Origin of the sequence: Flavobacterium jejuense (genome assembly GCF_006491595.2) — a bacterium.
Lineage (GTDB): Bacteria > Bacteroidota > Bacteroidia > Flavobacteriales > Flavobacteriaceae > Flavobacterium > Flavobacterium jejuense.
Genome location: NZ_VEVQ02000006.1, coordinates 81,437 through 97,427 on the forward strand (window position 1 = coordinate 81,437; position 15,991 = coordinate 97,427).

Annotated in this window: 19 protein-coding genes; all 19 read left to right on the plus strand. The window is 30.8% G+C overall.

Going from position 1 to position 15,991, the window contains the following annotated elements:
* Positions 1 to 111: 111 nt before the first annotated feature.
* The 19 genes from FIA58_RS10455 to FIA58_RS10540 all read left to right on the plus strand — a co-directional run bounded on the left by FIA58_RS10455 (position 112) and on the right by FIA58_RS10540 (position 15,872).
* Entirely contained in the window at positions 112 to 1,026 is a 915-nt protein-coding gene (locus tag FIA58_RS10455) for a dimethylarginine dimethylaminohydrolase family protein (RefSeq protein WP_140962427.1), read from the plus strand.
* A 71-nt stretch (positions 1,027 to 1,097) separates the two neighbouring features.
* Positions 1,098 to 1,466 (plus strand): four helix bundle protein, encoded by a 369-nt coding sequence (locus FIA58_RS10460; protein ID WP_140962428.1) that lies wholly within the window; start codon positions 1,098 to 1,100, stop codon positions 1,464 to 1,466.
* A gap of 67 nt (positions 1,467 to 1,533) precedes the next feature.
* Positions 1,534 to 2,469 carry a citrulline utilization hydrolase CtlX gene (gene ctlX / locus FIA58_RS10465; protein ID WP_140962429.1) on the plus strand — a complete coding sequence of 312 codons (936 nt, stop codon included), beginning with the start codon at positions 1,534 to 1,536 and terminating at the stop codon, positions 2,467 to 2,469.
* Between the two features lie 5 nt (positions 2,470 to 2,474).
* Positions 2,475 to 2,888, plus strand: coding sequence for an RrF2 family transcriptional regulator (locus tag FIA58_RS10470; protein WP_140962430.1), 414 nt, complete (start codon positions 2,475 to 2,477; stop codon positions 2,886 to 2,888).
* An 85-nt stretch (positions 2,889 to 2,973) separates the two neighbouring features.
* The gene (locus FIA58_RS10475; RefSeq protein WP_140962431.1) at positions 2,974 to 3,207 is read left to right on the plus strand and encodes a DUF2061 domain-containing protein; all 234 of its coding nucleotides are present in this window, start codon (positions 2,974 to 2,976) and stop codon (positions 3,205 to 3,207) included.
* Positions 3,195 to 3,920, plus strand: a complete 726-nt coding sequence (locus tag FIA58_RS10480) for a phosphoadenylyl-sulfate reductase (protein WP_140962432.1) — start codon at positions 3,195 to 3,197, stop codon at positions 3,918 to 3,920. Before FIA58_RS10475 ends, FIA58_RS10480 begins: the two co-directional genes overlap by 13 nt.
* Positions 3,921 to 3,936: 16 nt before the next feature.
* Positions 3,937 to 4,830, plus strand: a complete 894-nt coding sequence (gene cysD, locus FIA58_RS10485; RefSeq protein WP_140962433.1) for a sulfate adenylyltransferase subunit CysD — start codon at positions 3,937 to 3,939, stop codon at positions 4,828 to 4,830.
* Between the two features lie 106 nt (positions 4,831 to 4,936).
* Positions 4,937 to 6,181, plus strand: coding sequence for a sulfate adenylyltransferase subunit 1 (locus tag FIA58_RS10490; RefSeq protein WP_140962434.1), 1,245 nt, complete (start codon positions 4,937 to 4,939; stop codon positions 6,179 to 6,181).
* A 732-nt stretch (positions 6,182 to 6,913) separates the two neighbouring features.
* A complete protein-coding gene (locus tag FIA58_RS10495) occupies positions 6,914 to 7,609 on the plus strand; it encodes a hypothetical protein (RefSeq protein WP_140962435.1) in 696 nt (231 codons plus the stop codon).
* A 158-nt stretch (positions 7,610 to 7,767) separates the two neighbouring features.
* Entirely contained in the window at positions 7,768 to 9,144 is a 1,377-nt protein-coding gene (locus tag FIA58_RS21475) for a caspase family protein (protein ID WP_140962436.1), read from the plus strand.
* Positions 9,145 to 9,296: 152 nt separating this feature from the next.
* Positions 9,297 to 9,830, plus strand: coding sequence for a hypothetical protein (locus tag FIA58_RS10505; RefSeq protein ID WP_140962437.1), 534 nt, complete (start codon positions 9,297 to 9,299; stop codon positions 9,828 to 9,830).
* Positions 9,831 to 9,834: 4 nt separating this feature from the next.
* The gene (locus FIA58_RS21645) at positions 9,835 to 9,957 is read left to right on the plus strand and encodes a hypothetical protein (RefSeq protein ID WP_262887676.1); all 123 of its coding nucleotides are present in this window, start codon (positions 9,835 to 9,837) and stop codon (positions 9,955 to 9,957) included.
* Between the two features lie 242 nt (positions 9,958 to 10,199).
* Complete coding sequence (locus tag FIA58_RS10510; protein WP_243754664.1) at positions 10,200 to 11,255, plus strand: hypothetical protein; 1,056 nt, start codon at positions 10,200 to 10,202, stop codon at positions 11,253 to 11,255.
* The gene (gene cap12 / locus FIA58_RS10515) at positions 11,252 to 12,184 is read left to right on the plus strand and encodes a CBASS system CD-NTase-associated NAD(+) hydrolase Cap12 (RefSeq protein WP_140962438.1); all 933 of its coding nucleotides are present in this window, start codon (positions 11,252 to 11,254) and stop codon (positions 12,182 to 12,184) included. Before FIA58_RS10510 ends, cap12 begins: the two co-directional genes overlap by 4 nt.
* Positions 12,185 to 12,456: 272 nt before the next feature.
* Positions 12,457 to 12,921 (plus strand): hypothetical protein, encoded by a 465-nt coding sequence (locus tag FIA58_RS10520; protein ID WP_140962439.1) that lies wholly within the window; start codon positions 12,457 to 12,459, stop codon positions 12,919 to 12,921.
* A 195-nt stretch (positions 12,922 to 13,116) separates the two neighbouring features.
* Complete coding sequence (locus FIA58_RS10525; protein ID WP_140962440.1) at positions 13,117 to 13,584, plus strand: hypothetical protein; 468 nt, start codon at positions 13,117 to 13,119, stop codon at positions 13,582 to 13,584.
* Between the two features lie 160 nt (positions 13,585 to 13,744).
* Positions 13,745 to 14,308: a copper resistance protein NlpE gene (locus tag FIA58_RS10530; protein WP_140962441.1), complete on the plus strand. Its 564-nt coding sequence runs from the start codon at positions 13,745 to 13,747 to the stop codon at positions 14,306 to 14,308.
* 76 nt (positions 14,309 to 14,384) lie between these two features.
* Positions 14,385 to 14,993, plus strand: a complete 609-nt coding sequence (locus FIA58_RS10535; protein ID WP_140962442.1) for a hypothetical protein — start codon at positions 14,385 to 14,387, stop codon at positions 14,991 to 14,993.
* A 357-nt stretch (positions 14,994 to 15,350) separates the two neighbouring features.
* Entirely contained in the window at positions 15,351 to 15,872 is a 522-nt protein-coding gene (locus FIA58_RS10540) for a carboxypeptidase-like regulatory domain-containing protein (protein ID WP_140962443.1), read from the plus strand.
* The last annotated feature ends 119 nt before the right edge of the window (positions 15,873 to 15,991 follow it).

A 15,991-nucleotide genomic window follows, 5' to 3' on the forward strand; every position in this document is an offset into this window, starting at 1 on the left:
TTAGTTTTTATCAAATGTATAAATTATCTGCTAATAAATTTTTTATATTTTTAGAATTATACAATTGCATTCCTTTTTCTATCTTTGCCCACATAAGCAATGCAAAACTATATGTTACAATTAAATGTAAAGAATGAATCTTCAAGATTAAGGGCTGTTGTTTTAGGAACAGCAATAAGTAATGGACCAAATCCAAAAATCGAAGAAGCCTACGATCCAAAATCTCTCGAACATCTTTTAGCGGGTACTTATCCTGTTGAAGACGATATGGTCAAAGAAATGGAAGCTTTTAACAAGGTATTTCAAAAATATGATGTACAAGTTTTTCGTCCAGAAATTATTCCAGATTATAATCAGATTTTTTCAAGAGATATTGGTTTTGTTATTGATGATATTTTTATAAAGGCCAATATCCTTCCAGATAGAGAAAGAGAATTAGATGCCATTCAATATGTTTTAGATCAAATAGATCCTAATAAAATTGTACGTCCACCGGAAGAAGTACATATTGAAGGTGGAGATGTGATGCTTTGGAATGATTACATTTTCATTGGAACATATAAAGGTTCTGATTACAAAGATTACATTACTGCACGAACCAATATGCATGGTGTAAATTATATCAAAGAATTATTTCCTCACAAAATTGTAAAAGAATTTGATTTGGTAAAATCTAAAATAGAACCAAGAGATAACGCTTTGCATTTAGATTGTTGCTTCCAACCATTAGGAACAAACTTAGGAATTATTTATAAAAGTGGTTTTAGAGAAGAAGCAGACTATATGTATCTTGTGAATCTTTTTGGTAAAGAAAATTTATTTCATATTGAAAGGGAAGAAATGTACCATATGAATTCCAATATTTTTTCAATAGCACCAGATGTAGTAGTTTCTGAACAAAATTTCACAAGATTAAATGCTTGGATGAGAAACAAAGGAATTACTGTTGAAGAAATACCATACGCAGAAATTTCAAAACAAGAAGGACTTTTAAGATGTTCGACACTGCCTTTGATTAGAGAGTAAGCTTGTTCTATGTTGTAGGTTATAAGTTGTAAGTTAATTGTTTTGCGTAGTAGGTTTTAAGTTTGAGGTTTATGAAGAGTTACAAAGATTTAGATGTATATAATTTAGGATTAGAACTTTTTTATTTGTCTCATTCATGCTCGTTAAAGTTACCGAAATATGAAATGTATGAATTAGGTAGTCAATTAAGAAGGTCTGCTGATTCAGTACCAACAAATATTGTAGAAGGTTATGGGAGAAAACGATACAAAGCCGATTTTATAAAATTCTTAACTTACTCATGGTCGAGTTGTTTAGAAACGGTATTTCACATTGAAAAGATAAATAGACTATATCCAGATGTAATGCCAAATGACTTAGAATTAATCAACAGGTATAATGAATTAAGCTCAAAAATTTATAATTTTATTAAATACGTAGAAGAAAATTGGAAAACATAATCTCAACACACAGCATTTAACTTACAACCCACAACATATAACCTACAACAAATAATAACAAAAAAGAATGAACCAAACCACAAATACAATAGTAATGATTCGTCCGGTAGCTTTCCGAATGAACGAACAAACAGCCGTTAACAATTATTATCAAAAAGTAATTGATGATTTATTGCCTGCAACGGTTAATGCAAAAGCGCAAGCTGAGTTTGATGCTTACGTTGAAAAACTAAGAGCAGTAGGAATTAATGTAATTGTCATTGATGATACCCTAAAACCAGATACACCAGATAGTATTTTTCCAAACAATTGGGTATCTTTTCATGAGAATGGAGACGTGGCTTTGTATCCCATGTTTGCAGAAAACAGAAGAAAAGAAAGAAGAGATGATATTTTAGATACTATTGAAGAAAATGGTTTCGTGATTAACGAAATCATGGATTATACTTCAGCAGAAGAAGATGGTTTTTATTTAGAAGGTACAGGAAGTATCGTTTTAGATAGAGAAAACGAAATCGCTTATTGCGCTTTGTCTCCAAGAGCAGATGAAGAATTGTTTATCGAATTTTGCGAGGATTTCGAATACACTCCAGTTATTTTTGAAGCATTTCAAACCGTTAATGGGCAACGTAAAGCAATCTATCATACGAATGTTATTATGTGCGTAGCTGAAACCTTTGCTGTTATTTGTGCCGATTGTATCGATGATAAAGCAGAACGAAAGTCCGTATTGTATAAATTGAAAGAATCTGGAAAAGAAATTATTTTAATTACGGAAGAACAAGTAAATAACTTTGCTGGAAATATGCTTCAAGTAAGAGGTGCTAATGATGAGCGTTTTATTATTATGAGTAATGCTGCTTACGAAGCCTTAACACAATCACAAATTGATAAAATTCAAAAGCATTGTAAAATTGTACATGCTAGTTTGGATATTATTGAAGCTTGTGGTGGTGGAAGTGCACGCTGTATGATGGCAGAAGTTTTTTTACCAAAAACATAATATAGATGTTATCAAGAAAAACAAAATATGGAATAAAGGCATTAATTTATATTGCTAAGCAAGATAATTTAATGCCAGTTCTTATCTCTGAGATTTCAGAAAAAGAGAACATATCAAAGAAATTTTTAGAAGCTATATTGTTAGATCTTAAAAAAATAGGTTTAGTAGGTTCTAAAAAAGGAAAAGGTGGTGGTTATTATTTATTAAAGAACCCAAAAGAGATTTCTGTAGCCACAATTATTCGTTTTTTAGATGGACCCATTGCTTTATTACCTTGTGTAAGTCTTAATTTTTATGAAAAATGTGTCGATTGTCCTAGCGAAGAAACCTGCGGTTTGAATAAGCTAATGATTCAGGTGAGAGACAATGCTTTAAGCGTGTTAGAGAAGAAAACTTTACACGATTTAGCTAGCTTTTAAAAAAAAAATAAAAATTTTTTTCAAAATTAGTCTAGTAATTCGATAGACTAATAGTATATTTGACAAATGAAATAAAAATGAGGGTATGATATTGGATTTAATTAGACAAAAAAAATCTTACGAATTAGGAAAAGAAGTAAAAGTGTCTGCTTATAAGGCGATTACATGGCGAATTGTGGGTACAATTGATACTATGGTGGTTTCTTATTTTATGACAGGCAGTTTTAAAATGGCTTTTTCTATAGGTGGTTTTGAAGTGTTTACGAAGATGGTATTGTATTTCTTTCATGAAAGAGCTTGGGCAAAATGGACAAAATAAAAGACAAACTAGCAGGATTTAATCAACAATTAGAAGGATTAAGTTTAGAGGAAAGCATCGCATTCGTAAAGGAAAACTTTGAAGGTAAGAAAGTATTTTCAACTTCTTTTGGAATAGAGGATCAAGTTTTAACACACTATTTATATCCTGAAGCCAATGATTTTTACTTTTTCACTTTAGATACAGGAAGATTGTTTTCTGAAACCTATGAAGTGTTTCAAAAGACGCAAACCAAATACAAAGGATTGCAAATTAAAACGTATTTGCCTGAAGAAAAAGAAATACAAAATTACATTGACTCGGATGGGATAAATGGTTTTTATGACAGTGTAGAAAGTAGAAAACGATGTTGCTTTGTACGAAAGGTAGTGCCTTTAAAAAGAGCTTTAGAAGGGGTTTCTGTTTGGGTAACCGGTTTAAGAGCCGAACAATCGCAAAATAGAGAGACTATGGCTTTTTTAGAATGGGACGAGGATAACCAATTAGTCAAGTTTAATCCATTGATGCAGTATTCGCTTTCGGAGTTAGAAGCTGTAGTTAATGAGAACAACATTCCTATTAATAGTTTGTATAAAAAAGGGTATTTGAGTATTGGTTGTGCTCCTTGTACAAGGGCTTTAGCTGAAGGAGAAGACTTCAGAGCTGGAAGATGGTGGTGGGAAAATGGAAAAAAAGAGTGTGGTTTACACATTCACATGGAAAAGAATAATTAATTTAAAGTTACTTATAATGCCAAATTATTTAGAAGAATTAGAAAACGAAAGTATATATATCTTAAGAGAAGTAGCGGCACAGTTTCAAAAACCCGTGTTGTTGTTTTCTGGTGGAAAGGATTCCATTACTGTAGCACGATTGGCTCAAAAAGCCTTTTATCCTGCTAAGATTCCTTTTACGTTTATGCATATTGACACCGGACATAATTTTCCAGAAACGATTGCTTTTCGTGATAAATTAATAGCAGAATTAGGAGTGGAATTAATCGTTCGTTATGTACAGGATAGTATTAATTCTAATAAGGCGCAAGAAGAAACGGGTAAATATGCTAGTAGAAACTCGCTGCAAACCGTAACGCTTTTAGATGCCATTGAAGAATTTGGTTTTGATGCGTGTATTGGTGGTGCCAGAAGAGATGAAGAAAAATCAAGAGCTAAAGAACGCATTTTTTCGGTACGAGATGATTTTGGACAATGGGATGCTAAAAAACAACGTCCGGAAATGTTTACCATTTTGAATGGGAAAATTAACTTTGGTGAAAACGTAAGGGCTTTTCCTATTAGTAACTGGACGGAAGAAGATGTGTGGAGTTATATCAAACAAGAAGAATTAGAATTGCCTTCTATTTATTTCGCTCACGAAAGAAAGTTGGTAAAAAGAGACGGTGCGGTTTTGGCTCATTCCGAGTATTTGAACTTGGTAGAAACCGATGAGATTGTTACGGATATTGTTCGTTTTCGTACTGTAGGAGATATGACTTGTACAGCCGCTTTACTTTCAAACGCAGCTACAATTGAAGATGTCATGTATGAAAACAAAGCGTCTAAATCGTCAGAAAGAGGAGCACGAATTGACGATAAACGTTCCGAAGCGGCTTTGGAACAAAGAAAAAAGGGAGGATACTTCTAAATTGCAAGATTAAAAGATTTAAAAAATTGAAAGATTAGTTTTAGGGTAGTTATAATTCTTAAATCCTTCAATCCTTAAATCTTTCAATCCTTAAATGAATAAAAAAATGGAATTACTTAAAATAAATACAGCAGGAAGTGTGGATGACGGAAAAAGTACCTTAATAGGTCGTTTTCTATATGATAACAACGCGCTGACTATCGAACAAGAGGAATTAGTTCGTAAAAAAACCAAAGAAAAAGGATTAGGAGATTTAGATTTTTCTGTGATTACCGATGGGTTAATTGCAGAACGCGAACAAGGGATTACCATTGATGTGGCACATATCTATTTTTCGTCTGATACAAGAAAGTTTATCATTGCTGATAGTCCAGGACATGTGGAATATACTCGTAACATGGTGACGGGTGCTTCCAATTCGGATTTGTCGATTATCTTAATTGATGCTCGTAAAGGCTTATTGGAACAAACCCATCGTCATTATTTTATCAGTCGTATGTTACGCTTGCAACAAGTGGTGTTTTGTATTAACAAAATGGATTTGGTTGACTATAGTGAAGATGTATTTTTAAACATTGCAGCGGATATTGATAAGATGATCAAGCAATTGGATCTTTTGGAACAAGATATTGCCATTATTCCTATTAGTTCTTTAAAAGGTGATAATGTAGTGCATGTTTCTTCCAATATGCCTTGGTACAACGGACAAACCTTGTCTACTGTTTTACATGGTTTTGCCAAGAAAATAGAAGACACGAAGCCTTTTAGAATGGATGTGCAACAAGTGTATCATGTACAGAATGAAGCTTTTGTCGATTATAGAGCGTATGCCGGTCGTGTGCAATCGGGTAGTGTGAAAGTGGGTGAGGTGTTGACAATTTTGCCTTCTGGTAAAGCTGCTGAGGTAGTAGAAATAAGAAAATTTACCGATACTTTAGCAGAAGCCCATTCTGGTGATTCGATACAACTGCGTTTGCAAGATGATATTGACATTAGTCGTGGGATGTTGTTTGTAAAAGAAACGAAAGCGTCACTTTTTGACAAAGAAGTGCGAGCAAAAATCGTTTGGTTGGATGAAAAACAAGCGAATTTGGCCACCAAATACCACATACAATCAGGTTCACGCACTGCTATTTGTAAGATTCAAGAAATACAGCATTTGATACGACCAGAAAACCCATTGGAGAACATCCCTTCTCAGGAATTGGCTTTAAATGATATTGCTTTGGTACAATTAAAATTGGCAAACCCTATTTATTTAGATGCTTTTGCTACTAATAAATCCAATGGTGCTTTTATATTGATTGACAGTCAGAGTAACAACACCGTAGCGGTTGGTTTTGTGGAATAACTACAAGAAAAATACCTTTATAATGGAAGTCCCTAAGACGTGAGTAGCGTTTTAGGGATTTTTTTATGGCAAAAAGACTACTAATTGCTACATACAAGTACCAAAGTAAGTCATTCAAGTATAAAAAACACAATTCAAGTAGTTAGCTAAGCTATTCAAGTATGAAAAATGCAATTCAAGTAGTAAGCTACGCCATTCAAGTATGAAAAATACAATTCAAGTATTAGCTACGCCATTCAAGTATGAAAAACACAATTCAAGTAGTAAGCTAAGCCGTTCAAGTATGAAAAACGCAATCCAAGTAGTAAGCTACACCATTCAAGTATGAAAAATGCCATTCAAGTAGTAAGCTACGTCATTCAAGTATGAAAAATGCCATTCAAGTACTTATTTAAACTACTCAAGTAGGTTAGTGAACGATTTTATGTGGTTGTTATCGAAAACAACTGCTTTTTTATTTTACGAGCGTTTTATTTTTTTAAATTGGAGTACGTTTCTTACTAAAATACCCTCATGTACGTATTTATACGTACAAAAAACAGTGAAATATACGTATAAATACGTATTGTGGGTGTGGATGGGATGGGTTAGATTTGTGAGGAAGAAATTAAATTAATGTAGGCTTTATCATACCTATCTATCCAAAATAGGTTGGCTTTGTATGATTTTGTCATATATATAAATAAGTTAGGCAACATTTGACAAAATTAGGATAAAATAAAAACACTAAAGATGGAGGAATTTAATTATTGGTTATGGCTATCAATCTTATGTATGACATTGGGAGCATTTTTTTCCTTTAAAGCGTCCGAATTTTCGGGTAGAAAAGTTGAACAGAAATTAGATAGAAACATCAAAGTTTCTGAATTGAATAACGACAAGCTGGGTGTTCTAACTGGCCAAGGTAGTTTTCCCTTGGCAAGAGTTTGGAATTATTCTAAAGATATGGAAAAGACCAATTTGAATATTCAATTACTTGGCGCGAATCCATTATTAAATATTGAGGTTTGGGGAGAAATGATTGAAAATTACTCGGAATCTAAATATCCAATTGATGTTAGGCCTTTTACTTTAAATGCCATTAATCCGAAACCTAACCTTAAAATTGACAGATTAATAAATGGAAGCAACAAAACAAATATTATTACAATACCAACAATCAAAAATGAACACTGTATAATGTTGTTTTATCAAGGAGATAACACTTCTTGGGGACAATATATTTTCAGAACAAAAGTGGGCGAAAAATTTGAGACTTTAAACATCATAGTTGATAATGAAAGAAAGGTCTTATTTAAAGATAAATCATCTGGTTTTCCAACTACAAAGGATGGATATGTATTCTTAAATAGCTACGCAAAATTCAAATACGAAAATTTAGAAAATTCCAGAATTGATTTTCATCCGAACAATTTGAAAAAACAATAAAAAAAAACGTTGCCTAACACCGTATATAATTTATTGCTAGTTCTAGCCTACTTACGAAAATCCTCGCGGATTTTCTATTCGGTTTTTATTTGCTAAATTACGTGCTAACCGACGCAACAAACCATATACAATCACGTTAGAGCCAATTTAAAACAACAATGAGTAATCACATATTTGCAATAGGAATCGATAATTATAAAAGCTGTACTAAATTGAATAATGCAGTTAGAGACATTGAAAACATTGTTGATATTTTGACGGATAAATATGATTTTGACAAATCAAACGTAACTAAACTATTAAACGAGGAAGCTACACTTGAGAACATTATAAATGAACTTGAAAATTACTTAACTTCACAAGACGAAAGCCAAAATCTAATAATACTGTTTTCAGGACACGGTGAGTTTGATGATTTGTTACAAATGGGATATTTAATCCCTCAAGAAGCATTACCGTATTCTAAATCAACTTATTTTGCTTATTCTACGCTATTTAGCTATATAAAAGCACTAAAATCGCACCATATATTGTTAATATCTGATTCTTGTTTTTCAGGAAGTATTTTTACACCTTACAGAAAAATGGAAACTTCAAAAGAAAAACTAGATAAAATACCATCTAAATGGGCAATCACTTCTGGAAGACTTGAGCCTGTATCTGACGGGGAACCTGGAAAAAACAGTCCTTTTGCTGAAGCATTGATAAATATACTTGATAAAAATACAAGTTCACTAAGTATATCTGAATTATCGAATAAAATAGTATCTGACGTTGCCGAAAATGTTGAACAAATCCCTCGTGGTGAACCTTTACAATCTTATGGACATAAAGGTGGTGAATTTATTTTTACTCGTAGAACAGGAACTAAAAAGAATAAAGCTAAAAAAGAAAAAGATAATTCAGAAAGTTTAGAATTAATAAAACTTATAGAATCCAATTATGAATTAGAAGATAAGATAGAAGAAGCAGAGAATGAAAATAAAACAGGTACAATAAGAAGACTCAATAAAGAAAAAGAAAGCCTAAACAATCTATTAAACAAAGAACTAGTTAAAGAATTAGAAGTTCAAAGAGTAAATGTTGCTCAAAAAACAAAAATTGGAGACAGTCCTCTACCACAAGAATATATAGAAAAGTATGAAGAAACTATAGAAGTTAGAAAATTAAAAAATGAGATTATTAAAAAGCAACGATATGAAGAAGCGGCCAAATTAAGAGATGACGAAAAAAGGCTTGAAAAAGAACTGAGTACAATTTTGAATCATAATCAAATACTGGAAAAACTTGAATTAAATCCAGAATCTCTGTATAACGATTACTTTATTTCTCAATTAATAATGAATATCCAATCCAATATCAAGTTTGATAAAAGAGATAGAATTGAAAAGATTTTTGGTAGACTCTTATTTTTTGATTTATCATATAAAAAAGGAAAAATATCACCTTTTGTTTACGAAGATAGTAGAACAAAAATAGTTGAGATATTAAAAAATGAATTAGAAAAAACTGGCTCTAACAATGGCTATAAGTAATTGCTTGTTCTCGCGTACTTATGAAAATCCTCGCGGATTTTCAGTTTGGTGTGTACTTGCAAAGTTAAGTGCTAAACCACGTAACTACTCATAGCCGAGACGTTATGGGCAATGCGGAAAAACCATCGAGCAAGCCAAATAATTAAGAACTTATGAAAATTGCAATTTTAGGTTGGGGTTCGTTAATATGGAATCCTGAAATATTAAATTTTGACAGAGAACTAGGTTGGATAGGAACAGGACCTATTTTGCCGATTGAATTTTCGAGAATATCAAGAAATGGTAGATTGACTTTAGTAATCTGTAAAGATGGAAGTGACGTTCAAACTTTATATTCTTTTTCAGCTGAAAAAAACATAGATAGCGCATTAAAAAACTTAAAAAAAAGAGAAGGTACTACGCTCAAGAATATTGGTTATTATATTAAAAGTAGTGAGCAGTTTTTTCCATCAGATTTTGAGTTTAAGCAGAATGTTTTAGATTGGATTAGCGAAAATGATATTGATGCAGTTATTTGGACTAATCTAAATGAAAATTGGAAAGACAAAACGCAAAATAGACTTGAATATTTAGAATCGTTAGATAAGGAAAGAAAAGAACTTGCACGCGAATACATTAAAAATACGCCTGAACAAATCAACACTACTTTACGGAAGCAAATAGAAGTTAAACTTAATTGGAAATAAATTTATGAAATCACAAATCAAACCAAAAAAACCTTTAATAACGGAGCCAAAAAAACCAATCATAACTGAACCAAAGAAACCACTTTTGCCAACAGAAAAACCAAGTAAGCCACTAATCAAAGGATAGATAAGCACTGTACATAACAATGTATATAAAAAATAGCGCAAGTCATTGCTATCACAAAGGTTTGGGCATTTTTAGGAAGTCGCCAAATTTTAAATTTGACGATTTCCCAAAAATAAAACAAATAGTAAAATTTAAAAATTCGGCTTGTGTATAATCCGAAAAGTAAACGCTTATTTTCAGTGCTACTTTTCATATACGAGACGTTAGCTACAAGGTAAACCAACCAATGAACAGAAAAAGAAATGAAAGATTATAGAAGACTAATTGAAAATATACAAGCAAGAACAAATCCAGAAAATATTGCAATCAACAAAGCCTTTTCTGACGAATTATCTTCTATTTCTTATAGCAACATATTGAAGTATGTTCGTTACGCAATGAAAGGTGTAGAACCTGAATACACTCAAAAAAGTAGATTAGCAGGCGAAAGAGTTCAAAACCATCTAAAAGAAAATCTAACAGAAGTAGTTTATAAGTATCAAGGTTCAGTAATGACTAACACTCACATAAAAGGAACCAGTGATATTGACTTATTAGTAATCACAGACACTTTTTACACTTTTGACCGTAAATCTATAAATACTGTAATTACAACAGAAAGCTTGAAATCTCAACTTAACTCAATTCAATTATCAAAACTTCAGAATGAACTGAAAGGTGGTGGATATTCTAATGCACTAAGCGACTTGAGAAAAAACAGAATTGACTCTGAAAACACCTTAATTCCAATTTATGATATATGTGATATAACACACCCTAAAGCAATTAAAATAACAAATAAAAGTCTAAATAGAGATGTAGATATTGTTATTGCTAATTGGTATGATGGCGTAACGTCAGTTTTAAGAGATAAAGATTCTGACTATCGTGGAATTCAAGTTTATAATAAAGAAACAAATTCAAAAGGTAATGCTGATTACCCTTTTTTAAGCATAAAACGAATTAACGAAAGAAGTTCTGAAACAAATGGAAGACTAAAAAAAATGATTCGTTTTTTAAAAAACCTAAAGGCTGATTCAGATTTAGAAATTAAACTTTCGAGTTTCGACTTCAACGCAATTTGTTATGATATTGAAACTTATAAATACATCAACAAAAATTTCTACGAGTTAGTACCAATTCTGTATTTACAATTAAAAAGTTTAGCAGACAATTATGAGCATTCCAATAATTTAAATTCTGTGGATGGGAACGAATACATTTTCAGAAATGATAGTACAAAACTAAACAGCTTAAAAAATTTAATGACTGAAATTGATTCGATACTAATTGACCTAAAAAAAGCAGTTGTAATATGAGAAAAAAAAGAATTTTTATCGGTTCATCTTCAGAGGAATTGAGGTTAGCTGAAAGTGCAAAAAAGATTTTAGAACCTGAATTTGAAGTTACGATTTGGAATGATACAGTTTGGGATACTGCTGTATTTAAAATAAATAACAACTTCTTACACGATTTATTAAAAGCAACTTTGCAATTTGATTTTGGTATTTTATTAGGCACAACTGATGACAAAGTAGTAGTTCGAGAACAAGAAATGCTACAATCTCGTGATAATGTTCTTTTTGAATTAGGTTTATTTATGGGAAGACTTGGTTTGTCAAAGTGTGCGTTTGTGGTTGAGAAAGAATTAAAAATTTTATCTGATATAAAAGGTATATCTCTTGCTAGATTTTCTAAAAAAGAAGATGGAAGTTTTGTAGATGCTATTTCAACAGTTGCACACTTATTCAGAAATCAAAGAGATTCTTCTGTGAACTTTTTCCCTTCTTCTACTCTTGCATCTGTATATTTCGAAAATCTCATATCACCAACTTGTAGGTATCTTATAGAACAAGGTGGTTTTGAGGATGAAGGAACTAAGTACCAAAACTGTTTAATCAAAATTATTATTCCCAAGAAATTAAATACAGATTTAAATTTACAGTTTGAAAAAATAAAAAATGGAAGACCAACCAAAAGTGTCTCATTTCATTATGCAGGTCGCCCACGTTTTATAAATCTCGAGACTGAAATTAAAGACGACAAACTTATTTTTATAGATTTTCCAACAATTTTAGCAGGAGTGAACTATGCAATCCAAAACCTATTACCAAATGATTTTAACGCAATGAGCGAAGATTATGAATCTATTTTGAGTAGAGAACTTGAAAGGTTTATAGTTACATTGAAAGACTTAGCATTGAGAAGTGGTTTTGATGAAATGCTAATATTCGAAAAAACAGAATAACCCGATAGCGCGGATTTGTAATCCGTGCCCACAAACGAAGTCAAAAATAAAAGCACTCCAATGAGTGTTTTTTTAATTGTTTATAATGGACTACAAAGTCATCAGGAAATGAGAAGTTTTATTTATAGATGCAAGGATTTTTTTGTTTCTCTAGTAAATGATTTATTATTTTAATAATTAAATTTGTTTTGATTTATATAATGAGCACGGATTGCAAATCCGCGCTATTGGATTTTATTACAGATCAAATGGATGAAAATTAATTATATATTATGATGAAAATTATAAAAAATATTTTTTATTTTATACAATTAATTGATTCTTACAATGGAGTTTATTATGGTTGGGAAGTTTTTTTTGAAGACAAAAGAATAGCTGAATTGCATTTTACAAATACTCGTTGTGGGAGAGAATATTTGTATGAAGTAGTTATTGTAAATTGCGATTTTAATGTTTCAGAGATTAAAGATATATTTGAATCTAAGGGTGTGTTTAAAAATTTGTATTTTAGCTCTATAGACTTAAAGCCTGAAATTGATTTTTTTTGTAATTATTACCTTGAATTTAATAAATTAGGAGCTCAATATTTGAAAATTTATGAGAATAACGATCACCGATACAATAAATTCTATAAGTTGGTTGTAGAAATTGTTTATTTCTATAGAGTGTTTTTTCCAAATAAAAGAAGAAAGCAGGTAGTTGTTGACGAAAATTGTTCTAGAATGAAACGCCACTAGCGCGAGCATCTTGCTCGTGCCCACAAACAAAGTCAAAACTGTCTCTTTCTAAAATAAGTTTACTTATTACCACTAATCCTACTGGAGTTTCCCTACTCATTTTGTAAATCTATTATTTTTATGTAATCTTTACAAGTAGAAATGGGCAGGAGGAAGATGCTTGCGATAGCGATGCGGAAATCAAACTAGATATAAATGAAAGAATTTAATTTAGAACTTTTTGCAGATTACTACCAGTTTTACATTCAAGATGAAAAATCAGAAAGTAATCTAGTTGATTCATGGACTGATTTTGCAGTAGATAATATGATTGCAATAAATGATGGAATTGTAGGAATCGGAACAGTAAGAAATATGGATGTTGCAGTTACTTTGCGAATTTTAGAATCAGAAAATACAGATAATGATTTTAAAAAATATGACAAAGTGAATGAATGTGATTTAGTAGTAAGTTCAGGCATTATTGTAATCGCTGGTTGTACAGATTATTTTCCTGATGCATTAAGAATACCTCTTGAAAACGGTATTTATCGTGTCAGAATTTGTTATGGTAACCTTGATTCATTAAATGAAAACGGATTAGAAGGAGATGATTTTTATATGGTTTCTATGTGGAAATGTCAAACGCGAAAAGAATTACAAATAGTAAAAAAAGAAATTTAATAGTATTTACTCAATAAGTGCATATTTGTAATCTTAAAATAGATGTACAACTCATTTTGTAAATCTATTATTTTATGTAATCTTTACAAATAGAAATGGGCAGGAGGAAGATGCTTGCGATTGCGATGGGGCAATCATAACTCTAAAAGAAAAGTAAACTTTGAAGACATTTATAAATATAATAAAAGCAGTACTTTTTATCTGTATAAGTTTTATTGGAATTTTAATAATTCTTCTTAATTCAACTTTTGGGAATTATTCTGATAGTGCTTATGATCTGCTTTTAAATCCTTTTTTGTTTATAATTTACTTCATTTTTTCTTTAATTTTTATTAATTGGACAAAAGAACAATTTAAAAAGAAGTACTTTCCCTTTTTATTACTTCCTTTGATTTTTACCATTGTATCCTATTTATGGCAACAAAATTTTCATAAAAATATTTATTTACATGCAATTATGGAAGAATCAAAAGGTTCTTTACTAACGCTATTTGATAATAATACTTTTGAAATAAAAGTGCAATACCAACACGGAGCGGATTACAAAAAAGGGAATTATGAGAGAAAAGGCAATGAAATATTTTTAAAAGAAGATGCTATTGTTGAATTAACAGATAGTCTTTTTACACAGAACTATTATATTGTAAATAACGAAAAGTTAATAGTGTCGAATAACAATAAATTTAAGCCGTTAACCATATTGAAAATAAAAGAAACCCGATAGTTCGCATTTACAATGACTGTTTGGCTAAAGCCTTGGGTGTAATAAGTCTCGTTAGCGGTGAGGAATTTTAGAAAAAATGAAATTGAAGAATATGAAATATTGGAGCAGAATAGTAGTAATAGTATTTGTTTTTTTATCATGTAATACTTCTTTTTCACAAGTCAAGCAAAAGAACTCTGAGAAAGAAATTGAAAAACTAAATTGCACAAAAAACTCAAACATAAGATTAGAAGAAAGACTTGTTAACTTTCCATACAATTTAACTGCTCAAATTAAAATTGTTTCCTATAAAAATAAAGAGGAAGGAGGAGTTGGTGATGATTTTCAAAAATATCTAGACTTACTTGTGACAAAAAAAGACACAATAATTGAAAATAAATTTGATGAAATGAAAGTACTCAATTTGGAACAAATTGAGAAACTTACAGATATAATCTTTAATTATGGATATGAAAGTGAGCCAACTATTGAAGTTGCCGAAGCTTGTTATATGCCAAGAAATGCTATTTTGTTTTACGATAATGACAATAAAATAATTGGATTTATTGAAATATGTTTCCAATGTTCTAACTATAGAACAAATGATAATAAAATGAATCTGGGAGAAACATGCACACAAAAGTTTGAATTATTAAAAGCATTTTTTAAAGAGTGCGGCATACAATATGGAACAATCGAAATGTAAAAATAGTTACCAAAACCCGATAGCGCGGATTTGTAATCCATGCCCACAAACAAAGTTAAAAATCAACCTCTCCAATGAGTGTTTTTTTAATTGTTTATAATGAACAACAAAGGCATCAGGAAATGAGAAGTTTTATTTATAGATGCAACGATTTTTTTGTTTCTCTAGTAAATGATTTATTATTTTAAGAATTAAATTTGTTTTGCATTATATAATGAGCACGGATTGCAAATCCGCGCTATTGGATTAGATTTGTGAGGAAGAAATAAAATTAATGTAGGCTTTATTATACCTATCTACCCAAAACAGGTTGGCTTTGTATGATTTTGTCATACATATAAATAAGTTGTACACCATTTGAGAAAACTTAATTACATATTGCCAATTGTGTTTTTTGCCTTGACAGATATTGCATTTAGTCAAGTTAGCGGAACGATATTAATGGATTCTTTATCCTTACCTGGAGCTGAAATTAAATTTAAACAATCTGACAAAGTTGTTTCAGCAGACTTTGATGGAAATTTCTCTTTACCTATTGAATCTAAAACTGGAAATGACAATTTAATAATATCATATGCTGAGTTATCGATAGAAATTAAAAATGTTGAATTGAGTAACGGAAAATTGAATATTGGAGAATTTGAAATGCCATATTTTAAAGATATTTCAATAACGGAATTTGAGCAACTTTCGGAATTAGAAAAGAAAAACTGTCAACCAACATACTGTTGGGGGCAACTATTAGGATATTTACGCACTGATAAACTTGAGAATAAATATCTGACTTTAAATTGTGAAGAAAAAATCACGGAATTTGAATATAATCCAACCACTAAAACCATTGTAGTTGATTGGAATATAATAAAGAACTGTAAATAAAATAAAAACGGTGTACAACACCGTATAAAAAAAATTGCTAGTTTTAGCTAAACCAAAGTTAGTTGCTTGTTTGCTAGCTTCTGATTTTCCTTCGGAAAATCCTCGCACACAAACACGCA

Bases quoted from the DNA above. Each gene is read 5' to 3' on its own strand.
- FIA58_RS10455 (WP_140962427.1), top strand. From the start codon at position 112: ATGTTACAATTAAATGTAAAGAATGAATCTTCAAGATTAAGGGCTGTT.
- FIA58_RS10460 (WP_140962428.1), top strand. From the start codon at position 1,098: ATGAAGAGTTACAAAGATTTAGATGTATATAATTTAGGATTAGAACTT.
- ctlX (WP_140962429.1), top strand. From the start codon at position 1,534: ATGAACCAAACCACAAATACAATAGTAATGATTCGTCCGGTAGCTTTC.
- FIA58_RS10470 (WP_140962430.1), top strand. From the start codon at position 2,475: ATGTTATCAAGAAAAACAAAATATGGAATAAAGGCATTAATTTATATT.
- FIA58_RS10475 (WP_140962431.1), top strand. From the start codon at position 2,974: ATGATATTGGATTTAATTAGACAAAAAAAATCTTACGAATTAGGAAAA.
- FIA58_RS10480 (WP_140962432.1), top strand. From the start codon at position 3,195: ATGGACAAAATAAAAGACAAACTAGCAGGATTTAATCAACAATTAGAA.
- cysD (WP_140962433.1), top strand. From the start codon at position 3,937: ATGCCAAATTATTTAGAAGAATTAGAAAACGAAAGTATATATATCTTA.
- FIA58_RS10490 (WP_140962434.1), top strand. From the start codon at position 4,937: ATGGAATTACTTAAAATAAATACAGCAGGAAGTGTGGATGACGGAAAA.
- FIA58_RS10495 (WP_140962435.1), top strand. From the start codon at position 6,914: ATGGAGGAATTTAATTATTGGTTATGGCTATCAATCTTATGTATGACA.
- FIA58_RS21475 (WP_140962436.1), top strand. From the start codon at position 7,768: ATGAGTAATCACATATTTGCAATAGGAATCGATAATTATAAAAGCTGT.
- FIA58_RS10505 (WP_140962437.1), top strand. From the start codon at position 9,297: ATGAAAATTGCAATTTTAGGTTGGGGTTCGTTAATATGGAATCCTGAA.
- FIA58_RS21645 (WP_262887676.1), top strand. From the start codon at position 9,835: ATGAAATCACAAATCAAACCAAAAAAACCTTTAATAACGGAGCCAAAA.
- FIA58_RS10510 (WP_243754664.1), top strand. From the start codon at position 10,200: ATGAAAGATTATAGAAGACTAATTGAAAATATACAAGCAAGAACAAAT.
- cap12 (WP_140962438.1), top strand. From the start codon at position 11,252: ATGAGAAAAAAAAGAATTTTTATCGGTTCATCTTCAGAGGAATTGAGG.
- FIA58_RS10520 (WP_140962439.1), top strand. From the start codon at position 12,457: ATGATGAAAATTATAAAAAATATTTTTTATTTTATACAATTAATTGAT.
- FIA58_RS10525 (WP_140962440.1), top strand. From the start codon at position 13,117: ATGAAAGAATTTAATTTAGAACTTTTTGCAGATTACTACCAGTTTTAC.
- FIA58_RS10535 (WP_140962442.1), top strand. From the start codon at position 14,385: ATGAAATTGAAGAATATGAAATATTGGAGCAGAATAGTAGTAATAGTA.